Below are 15,244 nucleotides of genomic sequence, written 5' to 3'. Positions count from 1 at the left end.
TTCTAGTGCCGCTTCACAGTTTATTGATTAATGCGCATTCAACCAGATTCTCTATAAAAGCGTCAGCCGCTTATAAAAATCAGAGGGGCACGGTGGTGAGAATTTCCAGCCCCACCTTTCCCTGGGCAAGCTCGCGCAAGGCAATGACTGTAGGCTTATCCCTCGCGGGTTCCACCATCGGGCTGCCCCCGATTGAGAGTTGTCTTGCCCGAATGGTCGCAACCAGTGTCATATCGAAACGATTGGGAATTTTTTTCAAACAGTCGTCAACTGTAATGCGTGCCATGGTTTTGCCCTTGTATCAGAGTAGCAGTATAGAATGCCCAGCCAAATAAAGGCAACCCTATCAATAAAAGCCGCTTAGGGAGCTTTAAGCCAGGGGAGGTATGTTCGAAGTTATGCCATTCATGGAACAGGCACCTCTCCGAGTTGCGTTATCAGGCTGTGATGACGGACAAGTTGCTTCGTCATTCTCAAGCTTTCGGCGTGTACGATGCATTTCAAATCCTGCAAAGCCTTGTCCAGATCGTCATTGATAATAACATAGTCATATTCGCCCACATGGCCGATTTCCTCTCGCGCGGAAGCCAGACGGCGGCCGATCGCTTCGGGGCTATCCTGAGCGCGATTCCTCAAGCGCTTTTCCAGCACCTCCAGAGAGGGTGGAAGAACAAAAATTCCGACGGTCGCGGGAAACGCATCCCGCACCTGGCGAGCGCCCTGGCTGTCGATTTCCAGCAGAATGTCGCGTCCTGACACGATGGTTTCATTAATCCATTTTTTGGAAGTACCATAGAAATTTCCGTAGACTTGGGCGCTTTCCAGAAATTCGTCCTGTTTCAGTTTCTGCTCAAAAACTTCACGGCTTACGAAATGGTAATCGCGTCCGTCGGCTTCTTCATCACGCGCTGGCCGCGACGTGTATGAAATTGACAACTTCAGGTCGATACCCGTTTGAAGTAACGCTTTGACGAGGCTGGTCTTCCCGGCGCCTGAGGGCGCGCTGATAATGAATAGATTGCCTGGCGTTGTTGTCATGTTTGAATTCGCCGCGCAGTGGTACCGATTCAGCCTCCTTCCGGCTTCGCCTTACAGAATGCCTTTACGAAGTGTAACAGCTTCTACCCCTCCAACCAACCCAACTAATGGGAGCGAGCCCAACGTGCGATATCCTGCACTGTCATGGCGCCGGCCTGCCGCGCCAGCTCGCGCCCGCCCCTGAAAAGAATCAGGGTAGGAATGCTGCGGATACTATATTTCGCCCCTAGCGTTTGTTCCGCATCGGTGTTTACCTTTGCAAGACGGAAGCGCGGCTCCAGCATTGAGGCAGCTTGTACAAAGGCTGGAGCCATTGTCTTGCATGGCCCGCACCATGGCGCCCAGAAATCCACTAGTAGCGGAATGTCGTTGCGTTCGAGATGTCGTGCAAAGGTCGCGGCAGTCAACTCCACCGGATGGCCCGTGAATAATGGCTGATGGCATTGGCCACAATTCGGTTGCTGGTCGAGCCGGGCGGTCGGTACGCGATTGACCGCCTGGCATTTAGGACAAACGAGGTGTAGGGAATCGCTCATAAGAATTTTCTACAAGTGGCAGTTAATAGAGCAACTCCCACGCACCTCAACCGTCGGTGGACGATTAGGTTTTGATGCTAGGCTTTACGCGCTTGCGGGAATTTTGCTGCTGCTTGTATTAGATACTTGCGTACTGTGTCATCACTAATTGAAATGCCCAGCTCTTCCAAGTCTTTAGTTATATCAGAAACAGCATCATTTTTTAATGCAGCAGGATTGTAGCAATAAGCGCCTACGGCCATACCGATTACCAGTTTTAGCAAGCTATCGCGTTCGCTATCTTTAAGACTCTCCTCCCGGTTTGAATTGTTTTTCGCTTGCCTAAGCAAAAGCTTACGCTCTTCTTCCGAAAGACAATTATCGTAATCACGCATAAGATCGGCTAAGTCGCCCTTCATTTTAACGAGCCGTTCCCTCCCATGTTTCAGCTGATCTTCGTCCTCAATCGTGCCGAGTGCATATTCAGTAGCTCCGCACAATCCTACTTGCAGTAGCAAGTCACTCGCCCGACGCTGTCTAATCGTCATTTGTGGATAAGACGAAGAAAACTTTAGCTTTTTGCCAAGCCGAACATCAAGCTCATGTCTTCTATACTCATGGGGCGCTGGCGTTCCGTAATAATTGTCTTCAATAAATTCGGCCAAGTCCCGTAGCAATGACTCACGTATTTCCAAAAGCTCCCAGTTGTTCATTTCTCACTGCCTTCAAAGTGTATCCTTCAATTAGATGCCGTCCCAAACGTGAAGGTTTCTGCTTTTTCCTAGCCGGGATAGAGATGGCTTAACAGACAGCTTGTGGTTTTGCTTGCATCGGTACGCCTGTTCGGTAGAGCCTTGTCAGTGGCTGGGTAGAAGCGGATTGTGAGCTGTCCTGAAATGAAATGCAACTTCCTGAAATGAAAAAAAGCTGTATGAATAGTGGCTTTCCTGAAATTACTGGGGATCGTGAGAGGCTGCCTGAGTCTCTGTAAAACCTCATTCAATATTCTGCGCCTGTTCCCGCATCTGCTCGATCAGTACCTTGAGTTCGATCGAAATCTTCGATACCTCTGCATCCACCGATTTTGCGCCTATCGTATTGGCCTCGCGATTAAGCTCCTGCATCAAAAAATCCAGGCGTTTGCCGATTGCCCCACCTTTCTCCAACACTCTTTCTACTTCGTCAAAGTGAGTCTGCAGACGGGACAACTCTTCATCCACGTCGATCTTGCTGGCAAATAAAGTAAGCTCCTGCCGAATGCGCTCGTCGTCGCAATTTATCATCGCTTCGCCCAGGCGGCCCCTGAGCTTTTCCTGGAATGCCAGGAGCAAGGCGGGGATACGTGGACTTACCTCAGCTCCCAATCGCCGCATCGCCTCGAGGCGCTCAAGTAGTATGAGTTTGAGTTTATGACCTTCCCGGGCGCGTGCCTCAGCCAACTCATTCAGGGCACCGCGCAGCAAATCCATGCAAGGCCCGAACAGATTCTCGGCAGGCAGGGAATCCGTACCCAGCATCCCGGGCCAGCGGAGAATGTCCGCCACCTCCAGACCACGCGCCTCGGGTAGCACTGCTCTGACGGTGCGATCCAATTCGAGCAATTTTTGCAACAGATCTGCATTGATATGCTGCAGGTCTTCCGCACCTGCAAAGCGGGAAAAATTCACTCGGCACTCGATTTTTCCCCGCTTCAGCCGCGCCGCCAGAAACTCGCGCATTGCCCCTTCTAGGAGGCGAAATTCGTCGGGCAGGCGAAACTGAATATCAAGATAGCGGCTATTGACAGAGCGTAGCTCCAGATTCAATGACCCTTTCGGCAGTTCCTTGGCGACCACGGCATAGCCGGTCATGCTGTAGATCGTGGCTAACTCATCCACTGACAGGTCCTTAATACGTTAAAATACGAGTGCCGCAAATTATCGCATATCGTCGTCGTGAATAAAGGCGCAGCGACTCATACCCTTGCCAATCCGTTGCCTGGTAACAATTGGCACAGGGAACATTAGTCGACCACCTTCAAGGGAACTATCATCATGCGCCCCAGCAAACGTACTCCTGATCAACTCCGTCCCGTTCAAATCACGCGGCATTACACCAAGCACGCGGAAGGCGCTGTGTTGATCGAGTGTGGTGATACGCGGATATTGTGTACTGCCAGTCTGGACGAGAAGGTCCCCCCGTTTCTGCGGGGTAAAGGGCAGGGTTGGCTTACGGCGGAATATGGCATGCTGCCGCGCTCCACCAATGAGCGGATGCAGCGTGAAGCAGCCAAGGGCAAGCAATCCGGGCGCACCATGGAAATTCAGCGGTTGATCGGGCGCGCATTGCGTTCAGTAATGGACCTGACAAAACTGGGCGAGCGCACCATCCAGATCGATTGCGATGTGATACAGGCCGACGGCGGCACCCGAACCGCCAGCATTACCGGCGCTTTTGTGGCGCTGCACGATGCGGTAGAGAAACTGCTGCGCCAGCAACAGATAGAAACGACACCAATACTTGCGTATGTGGCCGCGGTATCAGTGGGCATATACGAGGGTGTGCCGGTGCTGGATCTCGATTACCTGGAAGACTCCCGCTGCGATACCGATATGAATGTTGTTATGACAAGCGATTTCGGCCTGGTGGAAATGCAAGGGACCGCGGAAGGCGTTCCGTTCAGCCGGGAGGATCTGGGCGCCATGGTGGATCTGGCGCAGAGCGGAATACGGGAATTGATCCGGATTCAGAAAATGGCGCTGGCTGGATAGGACTCTGACATGCAAAAAATTGTCATTGCCAGCAACAGTTCCGGCAAGCTTCGGGAGATAGGTCATCTGTTGGAGCCGCTGGAAATCCAGGTGCTGCCTCAATCCGCATTCAATGTTTCCGAGGCTGACGAGCCTCATTGCACATTCGTTGAAAACGCCCTTGCCAAAGCGCGTCATGCCGCAGCATGTACGGGCCTGCCTTCTCTCGCGGATGATTCCGGCATTTGTGTTGATGCCCTGAAGGGGAAGCCCGGCACCCTATCCGCCCGTTACGCGGGCGAGCCCAGATCGGACGAGAAAAATAATCTGAAGCTGATCGAGGCATTGAGAAACCAGAGCGACCGCAAAGCTCATTATTACTGCGTAATCGTACTCCTGCGCCTTGCAGACGATCCGGAACCCATTATCGCCACGGGAAGCTGGTACGGCGAAATCGGCCTGAAGCCGAGCGGCGAAGGCGGGTTTGGCTACGATCCCTACTTTTTTATCCCAAGTCTCGGAAAAACCGCGGCGGAACTCCCGATAGAGCAAAAAAATCGTATCAGCCATCGGGGGAAGGCACTGGCGCAACTTTTCGAACAGCTTGGAGAGAAATGGTTTTGACCCAACTCCCGCCTGTCGCCCGAATAAAGGATAGATCCCGCTCGTAAATTGAAGCGGTAACTTCGTTCGCCTGTTGTTGTCTCTCCAACAACCATGACAACAATCATTTCTCCTGCATCCATATTGGGCTCCCAAGCGCCGAGGCTGACGTCGCTGCCTCCGCTGAGCCTCTATATTCATATCCCCTGGTGCATGAAAAAATGCCCCTATTGCGACTTCAACTCACATGAGGTGCGTGATCAGAGCGGCGGCATGCGGGAAGCTGAATATGTGGCCGCGCTTATTCGTGATCTTGAGGCCGCATTGCCCCAGGTATGGGGGCGCAAAGTGGTGAGCGTTTTTTTCGGCGGGGGCACGCCCAGCCTGTTCAGCGCGCAATCCATCGATGCCATCCTTGCAGCCGTCAGGGCCTTGCTGCCATTGGAGCTTTTTGCCGAGATAACGCTGGAAGCCAATCCCGGAACGTTCGAGGTACAAAAATTCGCGGATTTCCGTGCTGCCGGGATTAATCGCCTATCCATCGGCATCCAGAGCTTCAATCCAAGGCATCTCAAATCGCTGGGTCGAATACATGACGATAGCGATGCACGCCGGGCGATAGAGATCGCGCGGAAAAATTTTGACAATGTGAATCTCGATCTGATGTATGGTCTGCCAGAACAAACGCTGGAGGAGGCACGGAGCGATATTGAAACCGCAATTGCTTGCGATGTTTCGCATATTTCCGCTTATCACCTGACGCTGGAACCCAACACGCTGTTTCACCGCTATCCGCCACCGTTACCAGACGATGACCTGGCGGCGGAAATGCAGGCGACGATTGAGCAAACTCTTGCGCTGAGGGGTTACGCGAATTACGAAACTTCCGCATTCGCGCAGCCGGGAAGAGAGTGCCGCCACAACGTGAATTACTGGCTATACGGCGATTATCTTGGAATCGGCGCCGGAGCGCATAGCAAGATAAGCTTTGCCGACAAGATAGTGCGCCAGATGCGTTACAAGCAGCCCAGGGAATATCTTGCAAAAGCCGTACCGGGCACACCGGAGTCCGGCCTGTTTATCCTGGAGCAGCATGAAGTCGGGCGCAGAGACCGGGGCTTTGAATTCATGATGAATGCACTGCGGTTGACGGAAGGCTTTGCCACGGAAATGTTCGTGGAGCGTACCGGCCTGCCCATCAACAGTATCCAGCGCCAGCTTGACGAGGCGGAGCAGCGGCAACTGATAACGCGTGATCATCATCGCATCGTGCCTACCCTGACTGGCAGGCGGTTCCTGAACGATCTGTTGCAGATCTTTCTTCCGGAGAAAGGCAAGGCATAGGAGTGGTTCGGAAGCCCGCTCTATTTTTTCCGGAATATCAAATCCCATACGCCGTGTCCCAGCCTTAAACCGCGCTGCTCGAATTTTGTCAAAGGACGGTATTCCGGACGCGGCGCATAATCGATAGCCGTGTTGCTTAGCTGCGGTTCCCTGCTCAATACGTCCAGTATTTGGCAGGCGTAATCTTCCCAGTCGGTCGCGGCGTGGATGTAGCCGCCGCGCTTCAGGTGCCGGCACAGCAGCGAAATGAAATCCGCTTGCATCAGCCGGCGCTTGTGATGGCGCGCTTTAGGCCAGGGGTCGGGGAAAAAGATATGCACCCCGTCCAGGCATTCGGGCGGGAGCGCGTATTGCAGTACCTCCACAACGTCATGCTGGATAACACGTACGTTTGTCAATCCGAGTTCTTCGATTTGCTTGAGCAGGCTGCCTACCCCCGGGGTGTGAACTTCGACGGCGAGGTAATCATTCTGAGGGTGCATCTTTGCGATGGCCGCAGTCGTTTCGCCCATCCCAAAGCCTATTTCAAGAAATCTGGGCGCGTGTCTATCAAAGATATGATCAAGATCAAACAGGTTTTCCGAGGACGTTCCGGTAAATGGAATGCCGTATTCCGGCATGAGCATTTCATGGGCGCGGCGCTGAGCATTCGAAACTCGTCCCTGACGAAGGACAAAGCTGCGGATGGGGCGGTGCTCTGCCATTTATCAAGTACCGGGAAGGAGAGAGGGGCCGGAGGGTGAAGAAATTACGCGGCCTTGCCCCTGTCTCTAGGTCTTTGACTGCCGCCAATAGTCCCATCGACTGGCGAACTGGGGCTCGCGCTATATAATTTTTTGGGCATGCGTCCTGCGAGGTAGGCTTCGCGGCCCGCCTCAACCGCCTTTTTCATGGCGGAAGCCATCAATACCGGATTTTGCGCCGCGGCAATCGCAGTATTCATCAGCACGCCGTCGCAACCCAGCTCCATGGCGATAGCCGCATCCGAAGCTGTGCCGACACCTGCATCCACGATTACCGGAACAGTCGCGTTCTCGATAATGATCTGTAAATTCCACGGATTCAGGATGCCCATGCCCGAACCGATCAAGGAAGCCAGAGGCATCACGGCCACACAACCCATTTCTTCCAGTTGCCTGGCGGCAATAGGATCATCAGAGGTATAAACCATCACCTGGAAACCTTCCCTGATCAGGATTTCCGCAGCCTTGAGGGTTTCCACCATGTTAGGGTAGAGCGTCTTGGGATCGCCCAGGACTTCCAGCTTCACCAGGGTGTGGCCATCCAGCAGTTCACGCGCCAGACGCAAGGTGCGCACCGCATCCTCCAGTGTGTAGCACCCCGCTGTGTTGGGTAACAAGGTATATTGCGACGGTGGCAGCACGTCCAGCAGGTTTGGCTCTTCGGGGTTCTGTCCAAGGTTGGTTCTTCGGATAGCGACCGTGATGATTTCCGCGCCGCTGGCATCAACCGCCGCGCGGGTCTCGTCAAAATCCTTGTATTTGCCCGTACCGACCAGAAGCCGTGAAGAATAAGCTGTGCCGGCGATAACAAGATTGTCCATGAGCTTATCGGCCATCTTTAACCCCCGCCTACGGCGACGACGATTTCGAGACGGTCGCCATCCGTGAGAATCGGTTGATCGAACTTGCTGCGGGGGACGATTTCGCCATTACGCTCAACCGCGATACGCTTTCCCTGCAAGCCCATATGCTCCAGCAATTGCGCGATGTTCAGGGTGGCGTCATCCGGATTCCGCGTAATTGATTCCGTTCGATGGACGACGGGAATGAACTGTGGCTGACCATTGACAATGAGTTGTATCATTTTAAAACCGCCTCCTGCGGATACAGTGCGGATATACGTAATTTAACTTAGCGGGAACTTGCTTTAACAGCTGATTATACGGCGCGGCAATTCCATAGTCGACAAGGGAGGTACGCGCATTTTCCGCCATGATTCCCGGTCTTTATTTTGGTGGCGCATAGGTCAGCACCGTTTCTGCGTATCATGAGCTTATAGCATGCATTGTAAACGGAGCGTAGGAGCATCTGCACAACGTTGCACACCGCTCCATTTATTATTATGGCCGCAGCGCAACCGCAAGAACTTGAAAAAATAAAATCGCGAACGCTGACAACAGTTATATGCGTTCGCATCGGGCAGCGTTTATAAGACAGTTTCCATCGTATAATCCGTCTACTCGGCGGGTGTAGCTCAATGGCAGAGCAGAAGCTTCCCAAGCTTACGACGAGGGTTCGATTCCCTTCACCCGCTCCAATTTCCCCGCCTATAAAATATAGTCAGCTTGAAACTGCAGCTGACTATCAGCCTGGTCGTGGAGATCCGAATTTGAACTCTTTTTCCGCAAAGCTGATCAGCTGGCAAAAACAGCATGGCCGGCACGATCTGCCTTGGCAGAATACGCGCGACCCCTATGCGATCTGGCTTTCCGAAATCATGTTGCAGCAGACGCAGGTAGGCACGGTTATTCCCTACTACCAGAGATTTCTGCAGCGTTTTCCGGACGTCACAACCCTTGCCTTGGCACCGCTTGATGATGTGTTGGCCCAATGGAGCGGTTTGGGTTACTACTCGCGTGGAAGAAATCTGCACCGGGCAGCGCGCGTGATTGTTGGAGACCATCAAGGCCGCTTTCCGGGGAATGAGGAAATAATCCGCCAGCTTCCCGGCATAGGACGCTCAACCGCTGCCGCAATCGCCGTGTTCGCTTATGGGGAGCGGCGCGCGATACTGGATGGCAACGTCAAACGTGTTTTTGCCCGCTGTTTTGGAATTGACGGTTATCCCGGAGAGAAACGGAACGAAACGCTGCTATGGCGAAAGGCCGAAGAACTCCTGCCGCCCCCGTCCGGGACGGGCGAGAACCAAATCGACGGGGGGATCGAAGCGTATACTCAGGCATTGATGGATCTTGGCGCAACCGTCTGCACTCGCGGCAAACCCAAATGTCCGATATGCCCGCTGCAAGCCGATTGCATCGCGTTGCGGGAAAACCGGACGGGCAAGCTGCCTGTTCCCCGGCCTCGAAAGCTTCTGCCGGAAAAGGAGACCGTCCTGTTGCTACTGATGAGGCAAGGCATGATTCTTCTGGAAAAACGCCCGGCAAGCGGCGTTTGGGGCAGTCTGTGGTGCCTGCCTGAAATGCCGGTGAGCGCCATTTCAACAGATTATTGTACTCAGCGCTTTGGAATGAACGTGCAGCCGCTGGCGCAGATGCAGCCGTTCGACCATACCTTTACTCACTTCCGGCTACGCATTCACCCGCAGCCACTGCAAGTTGCTTCATCTTCCTGCGTTACTGGGGGAAAAGGGCAGGAAAGGGTTGAAAGTAGATGGATAACACCTGATGAGGCGCTGAAGGTGGCTATCCCCTCACCGGTGAGAAAACTGCTTATACAATACGGGGGTGCACAGCCATTCGGCTGAGGCACATGACAAAGTCCTGCTAAGCAAATCTCCTCAATGCCCCGGCAGCCAAACCGTAGATCAGAACCGCCAGCAGAATCACTGCGGCAAAGCCCAGGTGAATGGCCATCAAGCTGGCGAGTACCGCACCCACTACCGAGGCAAAGCCGTTGATTGCCCACGCCCAGGGAATGGATTCCCGGGCTGTTGATGCCAGCCGCATTGTTCCGGTCGGAAAAGGCATCCCCATGCATATTGCCAGAGGCGCGATCAGTGCTATCGAGATAGCTATTTTTGCCGGGTCGGGCAAATGGGTTAGCGTCTGGAACAAGCCCGGCAGGACGACGAGATAAAGTAGCGATAACGCGGCTATCGCCATTACCGCAAAGGTTAGATGCCTGCTTTCCATCGACCTTTTTTGTAATCGTCCCGCAAGCCAGCTTCCTGCCGCGGCGAATATCAGAAATGCGCACAGCACTACCGCCACCGCATAGAGGGGGTGTGCGAGAAACAGTATGAATTTCTGAATGAAGGCGATTTCCATGAACATGAAAGCCAGACCGATAGCAAGAAAGTACAGGGCTACTGGCGCGCTGGGTAGCGCCTGCCGGGCGCGCGACGCAGCCAACGGAGCCAGGATCAGAAGAACGCTGGCAATAAATGCCTGGACGAGCGTTGCGACCAGCAGGGGGTAGCTCCAATCGAGGAGCGGCATGCCTCCGTGCTCGCGCAGGGCGAGTAATTCCGGGGCCGCCTCCCACTTGAAGAAACGGAAAAAATAGGGCCGGTCGTCGGTCGCAGGCTCGATGTGGAATTTGTACCGGTCTATGAAGACCTGCCGCTGCGGACCCAGCAGTGCAACCGCTCCTTCGAAGAAATACGGATGCTCCAGCATGTTATAGCGGTTCGCCTCCTCGGGAGACATCCCGGGATAATAAGCCACATCAAAAGAACGCGCGCGGCCGAACTCCTTGATTGCCTCGATTTCCTGCAATGTAAAATCGCTGTTTTTCACCAGCAGCGTGACCGTTTTCCAGCCTCGCACCATGATTAGCCGAGCAGCGGGGTTGGAGACACCGTTCCGCTCCAACGCAAGCACCGCCGTGGCAAACAGTTTCAATGCATCGCGCGGCGGCAGGGTCAACCACCGGGTCACTGCCAGCATTCCGTCCGGGGTGAGGCGGCTGAGGTAGGTCTGGAGCGCCTCTACCGTGTAGAGATAGCTCTCGCTCAGGCCATAGAGCCCTGCGGAGGCGGTGCCAAACGAATCCATGAGCGCCACCTGGACAAGATCATACTGGTCCTGGCTCGCACCAACGAAACCTCTCGCCTCGGCTTCATGCACGTGTACTTGGGGCCGGCTGTAAAGATCGCCGGCAAAGGCATGGAAGCGCTGCCGGACCAGATCGATGACGCTGCGATCAAGCTCCACTGCGTCAATCGGGATTGCGTCGTGGTAAAGCGCCTGCAGCACGTCGCTGCCTGCTCCCGCGCCCAGCACCAGCACCTTGGGTTGTGTCAACAAATGATAAGGCAGGGCCGAGGTAAGCTGGTCAAGGTAGGCCAGCGGTGCAAGCCTGCCATCAAACCGTGTCAATACGGAAGGTCCATTTCCATCCACGAACACAGCCAGCTGGGGGGGAGGCTCGTCCAGGGCGTTGAGGCTCATCCCGGGCGCATGACGGAAGGGAATACGGGTATTCTCCACCACGGTGATGTGGCCCAGCGGGCTGTACCGTTCCGCTATCACCCGCGACCCCGCTATGTTCAGTACCTGGCTTAGATCCTTGTACGGTGAGGGGTGCGCCTCCAGCCAATTGGCGGGCAGCGCCACGGCTACGATCAAACCCAGCGCAAAAAAAACGGCCGCGAGCCATTTCGGCCGCATCCTCAATTCCATGACGGCAATGGAGGCCGCCAGCAGGGCCAATGCAGTAAGGAGCACCAGCACCTTATCGGGGGGGGCGAGAAACAGCATGCCGATAACGCCCAGGCTTCCCACGCCCGCACCCAGAATGTCGGAAGCATAGATGGCCCCCGCCTCCTTGCCGAAGTGCCACAAGATGAGACCGATGCCCAGCCCGGCGCAAAAGAAGGGCAACATCATCAGCAGGTAAATGGCGAGCAACTTCGACAGGTGGGTTTGATCCCACAGCAGTTCGAGCGGATTGAAGGGAACCTGTTGGGCCAGCAGAAATGCGGCAGGCATCAGAAAAGCCATGGCGGCGACAGCACAGATATAGGCCAACCCGACATGCGGAGCAATTTTGTCCTTCAGCAATGCAATAGCCGTACCGCTCGCCCCATACCCCAGCATTGCTGCGCTGATAATCATGTAGGCGAAATGGTGCCAGAGCATGATGCTGAGCAGACGCGTCAGCAGCACTTCATATGCCAGCATACAGGCGGAAAGCAGCCCGATGGCGATAAAGGGCGGACGCGGAATGGTCATGACTGTGGCCCGCTAATGTCCACCAGTAAGCGGAACGAAACTCACCGGCACAATTTGGCGGGTCGTTATCAAACCGTCCTGCCGTTTCTCGACCAGCATCAGATATTGAGTCATGAAACTGGCCCCGAGTGGAATTACCATCCGGCCGCCCGGCTTTAGCTGCTTGAGCAGAGGGGGCGGAACATGGCTGGCGGCAGCTGTTACCATGATGGCATCGAACGGCGCCGCTTCAGGCCAGCCATAATAGCCGTCACCCACTTTTGTTTTGACGTTGCCGTAGCCGAGCGATTTCAGCCGCTCTTCCGCAAGTTTTCCCAGCGGTTCGATGATCTCGATGCTATAGACGGCTTTCGCTATTTCCCCGAGGACAGCGGCCTGATAGCCGGAGCCCGTACCGATCTCAAGTACCTTATCGCTTTCCTTGATTTTCAGCAGATCGGTCATCCGCGCTACGATAAGAGGCTGTGAAATGGTTTGGCCATGACCGATGGGAAGAGGGTGGTTGCGATAGGCAACTGGAGCAAGCAAGGCAGGGACGAAGCGATGGCGCTCCACTTTTCCCATCGCCGCCATGACTTCAGGACCAGGAGGAGAACTACCGGATGTGGCGAGTACCTCCTCTACCATCTTGTTGCGCAACGCGTCGAAATCCGCCGCGTGGGACGGTAAAAAACAACAGAAATAAAGGAATGCGCCTGAAGCGAAGCGGTTGCACCTCATAACCTCATTAAAGCAAATTCCCGGCAAGCTGCTTGGGAAAAAATAGCAGCTTGCCATCGCGTGCAGCCGTAAGAAAACCCTGCCTGAAAATTATCGCGGTGGAGGTGGAGGGGGAATACCGGGCGGCGGCGGAGGCCGTGGTGGTTGCACGGAGCCCCCGCTTCCAGTCGGGGGAGGGGAGTAAGCTGGAGAAGGAGCGTTGGTATATGGGTTGGGGTTGCCACCGTTTCCATAAGCGCCATCCGTTACCTGGCCGCCTATGGGAACGCGATGCCCTTTCCCGTACATACATTGGGCATAGCGCATGTCGTAACGTTGCTGGCTGGTCGATCCGGAAGCCTCCGCAGCCCGTGTTCCCGTGAGCGCGCCTGCCAGCAGGCCCAGGCCCGCTCCTATAGCCGCGCCGCGTCCGCCTCCCATAGCTGCGCCCGCCGCTGCGCCCAGGCCCGCACCTACGGCGGCACTCGTTGCCCCGCTGGATATCGAGGCCCGGTCAGGCGACGAGCCGCCTGTTTGCTCGTGGGCGAACTCCCTGCAGGAGTAATCGTCGTGACGAAATTGATCGAAACTTCTGCCGGAACCAGGCAAAACAGTCATGCTGGGTCCCGTAGGTATGCTTGTGCACGCAACCAACGATATTGCCAGCAGTGGTGATAGCCTCAATAGTTTGTGCATGGCAACGACCTATTGACTCGGCTGGGGTGAGACTTGCAGCCATCCGTCCGGGCATTTTTTCACGTAGGGATAATACCCCTCGGGGTTTCGGCAGTAGTGCCAATAGTTGGCAGCTTGAGCTTGCGGCTGGACCTGCACGGTCTCCCGCTGCTGGATGTAAACAACCGGAGCGGGAGGCGCCGCAACAACAGGGGCATATCCATAAGGCTGCGTATATCCGTAATTGGGCGCGTAGCCGGCAGGAGGATAGCCGTAACGGTTCCCGTAGCCATACGAAGGTGGGTAATAAGGCGCCCTGTTGACATAGTGGCCCAAGCCATAACCTAATAATCCCATTCCTAGCGCCAGTCCAAGTCCTCCCCCATGACGGTGGTGATTATGCCCATGATGGTGGTGGCCATGGTGCCCATGGTGACCGTGGCCCCTGCCTGCCGATGCTGATGGAATCGACCCGAGCAGCATGACTGCCACGCACATCAATTTCATTTTTCCCATTTTCGTCTCCATACCCATATAGTGCATGTTGCCAGTCAAAAAAGGGTTGCGCTCTTTATCACCATCCCTGCTGGATATACACCGGCGGTGCTGGATGTACGACAACCGGCGCATATCCATAACCCGGCGCGTATCCGGGGGACGGATAGCCATATTGTGGTGGATAAGCGGGCGCTCTGTTATTCAGGTAGCCGAGGCCATAGCCTAATAATCCCATCCCTATAGCCAGTCCATATCCTCCATGACCTCCATGGTTATGATGGTGTCCATGACCATGGTTATTATGATGGTTGCCCCCATGGTGATTGCGGTGGTGACCGTGATTATTGTGACCGTGGCCCTGACCCCTTCCTGCCCAGACTGAACTCGTGGGAACCATTCCAAGCATGATAAGAGCGATGCAGGCAAGTTTTATTTTTGTCATGAAAGTCTCCATTTCCTCGATAAGGATCACGGTTGATAAAGAACCGCCGGCCAGAAAACAAATTTTGGTGTGCGTAAAAGATATAACGCATCAATACACAATCGGTTGTCGTATAGTTACATAAACTTCACAAAAAAATCACAAAAATGTTATATGTCCGCTCACATTGGCGGCTTCGGGGTAAACGGGCGGAGCCGATCTGCGTTATTGCGAATAGGTAATCCGGATGGACTGCCCTGATTGCTCATGCATTGCAATGTTGTACTTCAGTCCAATAGTCAGGGGTAGCGAAATAAGTAAAGATCGAGAGTCGAAAAATAAGTTTGAAGAGGGCATTTCGTTCCTGCATTCGCAGGACCCGGTTGCCGGGCAAGCTGTCATCAATAAAATCAGTTTAATAAGCACAAGAGGAGATCGAACATGCACAAAGGTTTATCGGTATTGCTGGTGGGTATTGTCCTCGTATATGGCAATACGGCAGTAGCACGTGAGGGTGGTGGAGGCGGGCATCATGGTGGTCATCACGGAATGGCTGATGCTGGTCAACATGAGAAGTCTGGCGGGATGGCGTCCGGACGCATGGGTCAGCAGGGAATCGAAAACTCAAACGCGCAATGGTCTATCGGAGCCACAACGGGCCAGGAGCGTTCTGACTCGAGGAATCAAGACCACCATGGGCACGAAACACGGGGCAAAGACCGGAGTCTTGAAGAAGGCAAGCATAAGGGTCATGAGTTTGCGGCAAAGGGCAAAAGTGACAAGAGCAACAAGGGCAGCAAGGGCAAAAGCGGTGATAGCAAATAACAAGGGGAAAGGCGGC

At 54.6% G+C, this 15,244-nt stretch carries 18 protein-coding genes and 1 tRNA gene; 6 read left to right on the top strand and 13 right to left on the bottom strand.

Annotated elements, in window-relative coordinates; translation table 11 throughout:
* Nucleotides 1–79 precede the first annotated feature (79 nt).
* The 5 genes from rpoZ to BMZ14_RS12195 form a co-directional block, all read right to left on the bottom strand.
* Nucleotides 80–286, bottom strand: coding sequence for a DNA-directed RNA polymerase subunit omega (gene rpoZ, locus BMZ14_RS12215; protein ID WP_074798002.1), 207 nt, complete (start codon nucleotides 284–286; stop codon nucleotides 80–82).
* 119 nt (nucleotides 287–405) lie between these two features.
* A complete protein-coding gene (gene gmk / locus BMZ14_RS12210) occupies nucleotides 406–1,038 on the bottom strand; it encodes a guanylate kinase (protein WP_074798000.1) in 633 nt (210 codons plus the stop codon).
* A 104-nt stretch (nucleotides 1,039–1,142) separates the two neighbouring features.
* On the bottom strand, nucleotides 1,143–1,574 hold the full coding sequence (gene trxC / locus BMZ14_RS12205; RefSeq protein ID WP_074797998.1) for a thioredoxin TrxC: 432 nt from the start codon (nucleotides 1,572–1,574) through the stop codon (nucleotides 1,143–1,145).
* Nucleotides 1,575–1,651: 77 nt separating this feature from the next.
* Complete coding sequence (locus BMZ14_RS12200; protein WP_074797996.1) at nucleotides 1,652–2,266, bottom strand: hypothetical protein; 615 nt, start codon at nucleotides 2,264–2,266, stop codon at nucleotides 1,652–1,654.
* 282 nt (nucleotides 2,267–2,548) lie between these two features.
* Entirely contained in the window at nucleotides 2,549–3,403 is an 855-nt protein-coding gene (locus tag BMZ14_RS12195; RefSeq protein WP_074797993.1) for a YicC/YloC family endoribonuclease, read from the bottom strand.
* A gap of 183 nt (nucleotides 3,404–3,586) precedes the next feature.
* Between BMZ14_RS12195 and rph the strand changes: the two genes are divergently transcribed.
* The 3 genes from rph (at nucleotide 3,587) to hemW (ending at nucleotide 6,229) form a co-directional block, all read left to right on the top strand.
* Entirely contained in the window at nucleotides 3,587–4,303 is a 717-nt protein-coding gene (gene rph, locus BMZ14_RS12190; RefSeq protein ID WP_074797992.1) for a ribonuclease PH, read from the top strand.
* Between the two features lie 9 nt (nucleotides 4,304–4,312).
* Complete coding sequence (rdgB, locus tag BMZ14_RS12185; RefSeq protein WP_074797988.1) at nucleotides 4,313–4,906, top strand: RdgB/HAM1 family non-canonical purine NTP pyrophosphatase; 594 nt, start codon at nucleotides 4,313–4,315, stop codon at nucleotides 4,904–4,906.
* A gap of 93 nt (nucleotides 4,907–4,999) precedes the next feature.
* Complete coding sequence (gene hemW, locus BMZ14_RS12180) at nucleotides 5,000–6,229, top strand: radical SAM family heme chaperone HemW (protein ID WP_074797986.1); 1,230 nt, start codon at nucleotides 5,000–5,002, stop codon at nucleotides 6,227–6,229.
* Nucleotides 6,230–6,249: 20 nt separating this feature from the next.
* Here the strand turns inward: hemW and trmB are convergent, their stop codons facing one another.
* Genes trmB through thiS form a run of 3 tightly spaced genes read right to left on the bottom strand, consistent with a single transcriptional unit; the run spans nucleotide 6,250 to nucleotide 8,056 of the window.
* The gene (gene trmB / locus BMZ14_RS12175; protein ID WP_074797985.1) at nucleotides 6,250–6,933 is read right to left on the bottom strand and encodes a tRNA (guanosine(46)-N7)-methyltransferase TrmB; all 684 of its coding nucleotides are present in this window, start codon (nucleotides 6,931–6,933) and stop codon (nucleotides 6,250–6,252) included.
* A 44-nt stretch (nucleotides 6,934–6,977) separates the two neighbouring features.
* The gene (locus BMZ14_RS12170) at nucleotides 6,978–7,793 is read right to left on the bottom strand and encodes a thiazole synthase (protein ID WP_074798193.1); all 816 of its coding nucleotides are present in this window, start codon (nucleotides 7,791–7,793) and stop codon (nucleotides 6,978–6,980) included.
* A 17-nt stretch (nucleotides 7,794–7,810) separates the two neighbouring features.
* Nucleotides 7,811–8,056: a sulfur carrier protein ThiS gene (gene thiS, locus BMZ14_RS12165; RefSeq protein ID WP_074797983.1), complete on the bottom strand. Its 246-nt coding sequence runs from the start codon at nucleotides 8,054–8,056 to the stop codon at nucleotides 7,811–7,813.
* Between the two features lie 379 nt (nucleotides 8,057–8,435).
* On the opposite strand from thiS, the gene BMZ14_RS12160 reads away from it, so the two are divergent.
* Nucleotides 8,436–8,509 (top strand) — tRNA-Gly (locus BMZ14_RS12160).
* A gap of 72 nt (nucleotides 8,510–8,581) precedes the next feature.
* A complete protein-coding gene (gene mutY, locus BMZ14_RS12155) occupies nucleotides 8,582–9,679 on the top strand; it encodes an A/G-specific adenine glycosylase (protein WP_074797981.1) in 1,098 nt (365 codons plus the stop codon).
* A gap of 19 nt (nucleotides 9,680–9,698) precedes the next feature.
* Here the strand turns inward: mutY and BMZ14_RS12150 are convergent, their stop codons facing one another.
* From BMZ14_RS12150 to BMZ14_RS14675, 5 genes are all read right to left on the bottom strand, one after another.
* Nucleotides 9,699–12,110, bottom strand: a complete 2,412-nt coding sequence (locus tag BMZ14_RS12150) for a spermine/spermidine synthase domain-containing protein (RefSeq protein ID WP_083396781.1) — start codon at nucleotides 12,108–12,110, stop codon at nucleotides 9,699–9,701.
* A 12-nt stretch (nucleotides 12,111–12,122) separates the two neighbouring features.
* A complete protein-coding gene (locus tag BMZ14_RS12145; RefSeq protein ID WP_143071990.1) occupies nucleotides 12,123–12,830 on the bottom strand; it encodes a protein-L-isoaspartate(D-aspartate) O-methyltransferase in 708 nt (235 codons plus the stop codon).
* A gap of 90 nt (nucleotides 12,831–12,920) precedes the next feature.
* The gene (locus BMZ14_RS12140; protein WP_143071989.1) at nucleotides 12,921–13,427 is read right to left on the bottom strand and encodes a YMGG-like glycine zipper-containing protein; all 507 of its coding nucleotides are present in this window, start codon (nucleotides 13,425–13,427) and stop codon (nucleotides 12,921–12,923) included.
* A gap of 87 nt (nucleotides 13,428–13,514) precedes the next feature.
* Nucleotides 13,515–14,000 (bottom strand): hypothetical protein, encoded by a 486-nt coding sequence (locus BMZ14_RS12135; protein WP_074798187.1) that lies wholly within the window; start codon nucleotides 13,998–14,000, stop codon nucleotides 13,515–13,517.
* Nucleotides 14,001–14,058: 58 nt separating this feature from the next.
* Nucleotides 14,059–14,424 (bottom strand): hypothetical protein, encoded by a 366-nt coding sequence (locus tag BMZ14_RS14675; protein ID WP_177186981.1) that lies wholly within the window; start codon nucleotides 14,422–14,424, stop codon nucleotides 14,059–14,061.
* A gap of 420 nt (nucleotides 14,425–14,844) precedes the next feature.
* On the opposite strand from BMZ14_RS14675, the gene BMZ14_RS12125 reads away from it, so the two are divergent.
* Complete coding sequence (locus BMZ14_RS12125) at nucleotides 14,845–15,228, top strand: hypothetical protein (protein WP_074797975.1); 384 nt, start codon at nucleotides 14,845–14,847, stop codon at nucleotides 15,226–15,228.
* Nucleotides 15,229–15,244 lie beyond the last annotated feature (16 nt).

The organism is Nitrosospira briensis (assembly GCF_900115125.1).
Classification (GTDB): domain Bacteria; phylum Pseudomonadota; class Gammaproteobacteria; order Burkholderiales; family Nitrosomonadaceae; genus Nitrosospira; species Nitrosospira briensis_A.
The sequence above is the reverse complement of the archived record's forward strand: the minus strand, read 5'-3'. Positions and strand labels throughout refer to the sequence as shown.